The sequence below is a fragment of the Phytoactinopolyspora endophytica genome (genome assembly GCF_004138495.1).
Lineage (GTDB): Bacteria > Actinomycetota > Actinomycetes > Jiangellales > Jiangellaceae > Phytoactinopolyspora > Phytoactinopolyspora endophytica.
In genome coordinates, this window is sequence record NZ_ML142854.1 from 161,641 (window position 1) to 167,195 (window position 5,555).

Annotated in this window: 4 protein-coding genes; all 4 read right to left on the reverse strand. The window is 69.9% G+C overall.

The annotated features are described in order from the left end of the window. The coding region (locus ELR45_RS13795; RefSeq protein WP_165367758.1) for a sugar ABC transporter permease at nucleotides 1–1,154 on the reverse strand (1,154 nt) is incomplete at its 3' end. Then, nucleotides 1,151–2,311 carry a sugar ABC transporter substrate-binding protein gene (locus ELR45_RS13800; protein ID WP_205856569.1) on the reverse strand — a complete coding sequence of 387 codons (1,161 nt, stop codon included), beginning with the start codon at nucleotides 2,309–2,311 and terminating at the stop codon, nucleotides 1,151–1,153. The genes ELR45_RS13800 and ELR45_RS13795, both read right to left, overlap by 4 nt. Before the next feature lie 101 nt (nucleotides 2,312–2,412). Continuing rightward, nucleotides 2,413–3,156 (reverse strand): response regulator transcription factor, encoded by a 744-nt coding sequence (locus tag ELR45_RS13805; RefSeq protein WP_129666892.1) that lies wholly within the window; start codon nucleotides 3,154–3,156, stop codon nucleotides 2,413–2,415. Then, on the reverse strand, nucleotides 3,107–5,539 hold the full coding sequence (locus ELR45_RS13810) for an ATP-binding cassette domain-containing protein (protein ID WP_129666894.1): 2,433 nt from the start codon (nucleotides 5,537–5,539) through the stop codon (nucleotides 3,107–3,109). The genes ELR45_RS13805 and ELR45_RS13810 overlap by 50 nt, the downstream gene beginning before the upstream one ends. Nucleotides 5,540–5,555 lie beyond the last annotated feature (16 nt).

Consider the following 5,555-nt stretch of genomic DNA (forward strand, 5'->3'; position numbering starts at 1 on the left):
CTCGAGACCTGAACCTCACGCCTGCGCCGCAGCGGCAGCTCGCCGCGGCGAGCGAGCGTGTCCAGCGCCACGGCGACCGCCAGCACCAGCCCAGTGGCGATCGAGCGGACCGCGGATGAGGTGCCGAGCAGGTCGAGCCCGTTGGCGAGGGAACCCACCACCAGGCTGCCGAACAGGGCGGACCACACCGAGCCACGCCCACCGAACAGGCTCGTGCCGCCGATCACCGCCGCCGCCACCGCGGTCAGCATGAGGTCGGTGCCGCCCGACGACTGGTTGACGGCGAGCAGCCGAGACGCCGCGAGGATGCCGCCGGTCACGGCCAGCACCGAGGCCAGCGCGAATACCACCATCCGGATGCGGTCGACGGGGATGCCAGCCCGCCGGGCCGCGCTCGCGTTGCTTCCGATCGCCATAGCGTGACGTCCGAGCCTGGTGCGCCGGGCGACGATGTCGAACGATGCCAGAACCACCAGGAACAGCACGACGGCCAGCGGGGTGCCGCGATCGGCGTTGAAGACAGCTACCGCGACCAGGCTCGAGACGGCGACAAGCCCCGGCCGCCACACGTGTCCGGGCCGGCCCCGATCCGGTTGCCTGATCCGGTGCACGATCGTGATCAGTGCCGCGCCGGCGACGCCACTCGCGAGTGTCCAACCGACGGCAGGCGAGAGGAAGGTGCCGGCGATCGCGGTCAGCCCGTCGTCGGTGACGTTGACGCTGCCCGTGTCGCCGAGCACCAGCTGCAGCGTTCCCTGCCAGGTCAGCAGGCCCGCCAGCGTCACGACGAACGACGGTATCCCGATCCGGGTCACGAGGAGGGCATGGACGAGGCCGACGGCGGCGCCGGCGGCCAGCCCAGCCACGATGGCCAGGCCAGAAGGCCAGCCTTCCTTCATGACGAGCACCGCGATGATCGCCGCGCCCAGCCCGGACACAGCTCCGACGGACAGGTCGATCTCGCCGATCAGCAGGACCAGGACGACGCCGACGGCGATCGCACCGACGGCCACGATCTGAAGCATCAGGTTGGTCAGGTTCACCGCGGACAGGAAGCGTGGGTTGAGCACGCTCATGACGACCCAGATGACCACCAACCCGAGTGGTGACGCCCACCGGCCCAGGCTCACCGGCGACACGGCCAGCGCTCTCATGACGCCGCGTCCAGCAGGCCGGCGCGGGCACATTCTTGCTCGAGGCCGGAGCAGATCTCTTCGATCGTCCAGAACCCATCGGCGACGACGGTGGAGCCGACCGTCTCGAGGGTCACCGGAATCGGCTCGAGGAGGAGCGCCGGGACCTGGCCGTCGCCGTTGTCGATCTGGTCGGTAGGGACCGAATCGGGTATCTCACCGGTGCGGGCGAGCGCCACCGCCATCTCCGCGGCCACGCTCGCCTGAGTGTGTACCGCCTTGTAGACCGTCATGTGCTGCTCACCGGCGAGGATGCGTTGGATCGCGGCCAGCTCGGCGTCCTGACCGGTGACCGGTGGCGGTGGGTCCATCCCGGCGGCCGTCATCGCGGCGATCGCCCCGCCGGCCAGGCCGTCGTTGGCCGCGTAGACGCCGACGATACGATCCCGGTCGAGCGTGGCGAGCGCGCGCTCCATCGCCTGCTGAGCCTGGTCCGGTGACCAGTCCGGCACGTCGACCTCCGCGCCGATGGTGACCTCGGCAGCGTCGAGCACGGACATCGCGCCGTTGCGGAACTGTGCGGCATTGTCGTCGGTGGGAGAACCGTTGAGCACGACGAACACGCCATCGTCTCGCTCATCGCCGACGGCGTCGAGCAGGACCTGAGCCTGGAGCGCACCGACTCGCTCGTTGTCGAAGGTGACGTGGAAGGCGACCGGCGCGTCGAGCACCAACCGGTCGTAGGTGACCACCGGAACCCCGGCGGCATCCGCGTGCCGGACGATAACCGCGGCGGCGACGGAGTCCACCGGATCGAGCACCAGCACGTCGGCGCCGTTGGTGATGGCGGCTTCGGCCTGGGACTGCTGCCGGGCGGCGTCCTGGTTGGCGTTGCTGGAGAGCGTCTCGCACGTCGGACATATGTCGTTGACACGCTGCTCGAACGCCGGGCGGTCCTGCGACTCGTACCGTGCCGTCTTGCTCTCCGGCAGCAGCAGCGCGACGCGGAGGCCGTCGGAGCCATCCGCCCCCACCGAGCCGCAGGCCATGGTGGACAGGGCGACGGCGATGGCCGGAAACAGCCGGACCAGGGCCTGGGCGTCGCGCAGCAGGCCACGGGTCAAGAAGTCGCGCAGATTGGGACAGAGAATCGCCAGGCTCAAGCCCAACCGGGCCACAGACCGACCGAGCTTGGCACGCTCAGCGTAACCCGCCGCCTGGCGATCCTCTGTCCTAATCTGCGCGGCCTGTAAGAAGACAGGCCCTAAGCGACGGTGCTTCACGTGACGTCCGCCGTGAACCGGTAGCCGGCGCGTGGCTCGGTCACGATCAGCACCCCCGAGTCCTCACCCTCCAGCTTGGCCCGCAGCCGCGCCACGTACACCCGCGTGTACTCGGTCTGCGTCTCGTAGCCCGGTCCCCACACCCGGCGCAGCAGGCTGGAATGCGACACCAGCTTGCCGGGCCGGGTAGCCAGCTCACGAAGGAGCGCATACTCGGTCGGCGTCAGGTGCACGTGCTGTCCGCCCTTGGTGACCGACTGGGCGTCCAGGTCGATCCGGATGTCGCCCACCGTGAGCACCGATCCAGCCTCGCCGTGCGGCGTTGCCGGGCGCGAGCGACGTAGCGTCGCGTGGATGCGGGCGAGAAGCTCCTCGATGCCGAACGGCTTGGTCAGGTAGTCGTCCGCGCCGAGGTTCAGCGCGCGGACCTTGTCGGTCTCGCCGCGCCGCGCCGAGAGCACGACGATGCCGACGTCGGAGTGCTCGCGGACGGCCTTGCACAGCTCGAAGCCGTTGGCGCCGGGCAGCATGAGGTCGAGCAGGACGATGTCCGGGCTGGCCTCCTCTAGCTGGCGCAGGACGTCGGTGCCGTCCATCGACACCAGGACGCGATGGCCGCGCGCCAGCAGGTTGGACCGGAGCAGGTCGACGATATTGCGATCGTCCTCGACGATCAGGATCGCCGTGCGCTCATCCACCTGCCTGCCACCCGGGTCCGTCGACGGTCCCTTGTGCGGCATGTGCGTCCTCCTCTTTGAGGGGTTCGACTGGAAGCGCAACCCGGAAGGTGGTGGTACGGCCGGGCACGAGCTCGCATTTGCCGCCGTGGGCTTCGGCGATGCCCCGCGCGATCGCGAGACCGAGCCCAGCGCCACGGCCGCCGTCGCCACGCACACGTGGCTCGAAGATGTCCTCGGCGAGCTCGAGCGGCACGCCGGCGCCGTCGTCGCTGACCAGAATCTCGATGGTTGAGGATACCGGCGCTGGACGTGCGGCCACCTCGACGGTGCCGTCCGCCGGGCCGTGCCTGACGGCGTTCTCCATCAGGTTGACGAAGACCTGCTCAAGACGGTCGTGATCGGCCCAGATGGGCTCGAGCCCGGGATCGATCCGCAGCTGGATGGACTCCCGCCGGGACACGCAGTCGCGGGCGGAGGCCAGCACAGGGCGCAGGTCGGTCCAGTCGCGGCGGAGGCGGAGCAGTCCGGATTCGATGGCGGACGAGTCAAGCAGGTCGCCGACAAGTCGTTCCATGCGCGCCGACTCGGTCGAGATGGCGGTCAGGAAGCGGTCGACGGAGCCGGCGTCCCAGGTGAGGTCGGGCTGCTGAAGCGTGGACGCGTACCCGTGGATCGCCGTCAGCGGCGTGCGTAGCTCGTGACTGATCTGTTGCAGGAGATCGCGTTGCAGCGCCTGGGAGCGCCGGGCGGCCGCCGCTTCGTGCCGGGCCAGTTCGACGCCTTCTCGCTCGAGCGCGAGCGCCAGCGACCGGCGCGCGTCGTCCAGCAGCTCCAGGGCGTCGCGACCCGGTTCCGCCGGATCGAGCCACCTACTGACCAGGACGCCTCGGCCTTCCGGGAGCGGCAACCCGGCGATCGCGACGCCGTTCTCCAGCGGTACCGGCCGGCCGACGGTGGCCGGCACGGCCTCTGCCACCTGACGCACGTCGTGCACGTCTTTGCCGTCGAGGTCGACGGCAACCCATCGCGGGCCGCTGCCTTGCAGCGGTCCGGGATCCGGCAGCAGTATTCCCACCGCCCGGGCGTTGAGTCCCCGGCACAGCGCGAACAGCGCAGCGGAGAGGCCGCCGTCGACGCGGTCCGGCCCGGCCAGGGTCTCCAGCATGGCCCGCAACGACTCCAGCACGTCGTTGCGGCGGCTCACCTCGTCCAGCAGGCGTTCACGTTCGATGGCGGTGGCCGCATGGCCGGCGTAAAGCGACACCAGCTCGGCATGGTCCTGGTCGAGCCGTCCTGCGGCCGCGCTGAACCCGGTGATGGCTCCGAGAACGCCGTCGCCGCCGACGATCGGTGCCGACCACGTGCTACGCACGCCTGAAGCGGCGGCCGTCTCGAGGTAGCCGGACCAGGCCGGGTCGTCGCGGCCGTCGTCGGCGGTGACGAGCTCACCGAACTGCGCGGCCGCACCGACGGGTCCGCCGGCGGTACCGACGGCCAGTTCCTCCGTGACGGTGAGAAGCTCGAGCGGCAGCCCGACGGCAGCGGTCCTGCGCAGCACCGTTCCGTCGGGCCTTGGCTCCAGCAGGTGGATGCAGAGCATGTCCTGGTCCAGAGCGGCCGCGGTGGCCGACATGACAATGGGGAGCGACGCGCCGGGATTCGCCGCCGACAGCTGCTCGACCAGGCTCTTGAGGCGATTGAGCTGGCGTCGTGCCATCGACTCGGTCTCGATCCCTGACATCAGCGCGGTCACGTCGTCCGCGTGGACCTCGAGCGGCGAGACGTCCGCGACGATCTTCCCGTGGCGTAGCACCAGGATCCGATCGGCGAGCGAGAACAACTCGTCGAGATCGTGGCTGATCAACAGGATGGCTCGGCCGTCGGCACGTATCTCGCGAAGCAGCCGCACCACGCCGGTTCGCTGGATCACGCTGAGCGATGCGGTGGGCTCGTCGAGGACCAGGATCTCCGCGTCCGTCGTGAGCGCCCGGGCCAGTGCCACCTCTTGCCGCTCGCCGCGCGACAGCGTGTCGACGCGCGCTCTGAGGTCGCTCAGCTGTGAGCCGAACCGGTTGAAAACCTGGCGGGCATGCTCGCCCATCTGGGTCTCCGCGAGGAGAACGCGGCTGCGTTCTCTGCCCAGGAAGACGTTGGCGACGACGTCGAGGTCCTCGCACAGCCCGAGGTCCTGCCAGACGACCGCGACGGCGGAGCCGGAGGGAGACACGTCCACGTGGCCCTCGTCGGGCTCTGTGTCGCCCGCGATGCAACCCACAAGAGTGGACTTGCCGGCGCCGTTCTCGCCGATGACACCGACGATCTCGCCGCCGTGCACGGACAGCGACACGTCGTCGAGGGCGCGTAGCCTCCCGTACCGCTTGCTGACGTTGTGCACATGCAACGCCACCGCTGCCGGGTCGTGCCGGACGTCCGTGTCGGTCACCTCAACATCGTACGTT

Bases quoted from the DNA above. Each gene is read 5' to 3' on its own strand.
- ELR45_RS13805 (WP_129666892.1), bottom strand. From the start codon at position 3,156: ATGCCGCACAAGGGACCGTCGACGGACCCGGGTGGCAGGCAGGTGGAT.